This is a genomic window from Cellulomonas fimi (genome assembly GCF_028527925.1).
Lineage (GTDB): Bacteria > Actinomycetota > Actinomycetes > Actinomycetales > Cellulomonadaceae > Cellulomonas > Cellulomonas fimi_C.
In genome coordinates this window covers 1-735 of record NZ_JAPESW010000144.1, presented here as the reverse complement: position 1 = coordinate 735, position 735 = coordinate 1, and the positions used below count along the sequence as shown (strand labels likewise).

Sequence of the window (735 nt, the reverse complement as noted above, 5' to 3'; positions counted from 1 at the left end):
AAGCTCAAGACCACCCTCATCTGGATCGTCGCGATCTTCCTCGTGTACGCGATCGTCACGAGCCCCGACCGGGCCGCCGACCTCGTGCGCGCACTGTGGGACATGATCACGGGCGCGTTCGCGAGCTTCGGCCGCTTCTTCGCGGGCCTCACCGAGTAGCGACACCCCGCCGCACGCCATGACGACCCCCGACGCGATCGTCCGCAGCCACCGCAACATCCGCCGGTACGTGCTGCCGGGCGAGCGCGTCGTGTTCACCGCCCGCTCGCACTGGGGAAAGCTCGCCGAGCCCGTGCTCACGACGTTCGGCGGCTTCCTGCTCCTCGCGCTGCTCGTCGTCCCCGGCGCGGGGATGGTCGTGGGGGAGAGCGCGGACTGGCTGTGGCTGCTGTTCCTCGTCCTGCTCGGGCGGCTCGGGTGGAAGGTGCTCGACTGGCGCAACGAGTGGTTCGTCGCGACCGACAAGCGCATGCTGCTGCTCTACGGGCTGGTCACGCACAAGGTCGCGATGATGCCGCTCGTCAAGATCACCGACATGCGGTACTCGCGGTCGCTCGTCGGTCGCGTCCTCGGCTACGGCGAGTTCCTGCTGGAGTCGGCGGGCCAGGACCAGGCGATGCGGCGCATCAACTGGGTCGCGCACCCCGACGCCACGTACCGCGAGCTGTGCGCGACGATCTTCACACCCGGCATGGCCGCTGCGCAGCCGGCCGGACGGCCCGGGTTCGGGGGTGG

1 protein-coding gene is annotated in these 735 nt (G+C 69.9%); it reads left to right on the top strand.

All coding sequences use genetic code 11. The features are described 5' to 3' along the window. Positions 1–178: 178 nt before the first annotated feature. A partial coding sequence (locus tag OMK64_RS20170; RefSeq protein WP_272730136.1) for a PH domain-containing protein occupies positions 179–735 on the top strand: 557 nt, incomplete at its 3' end.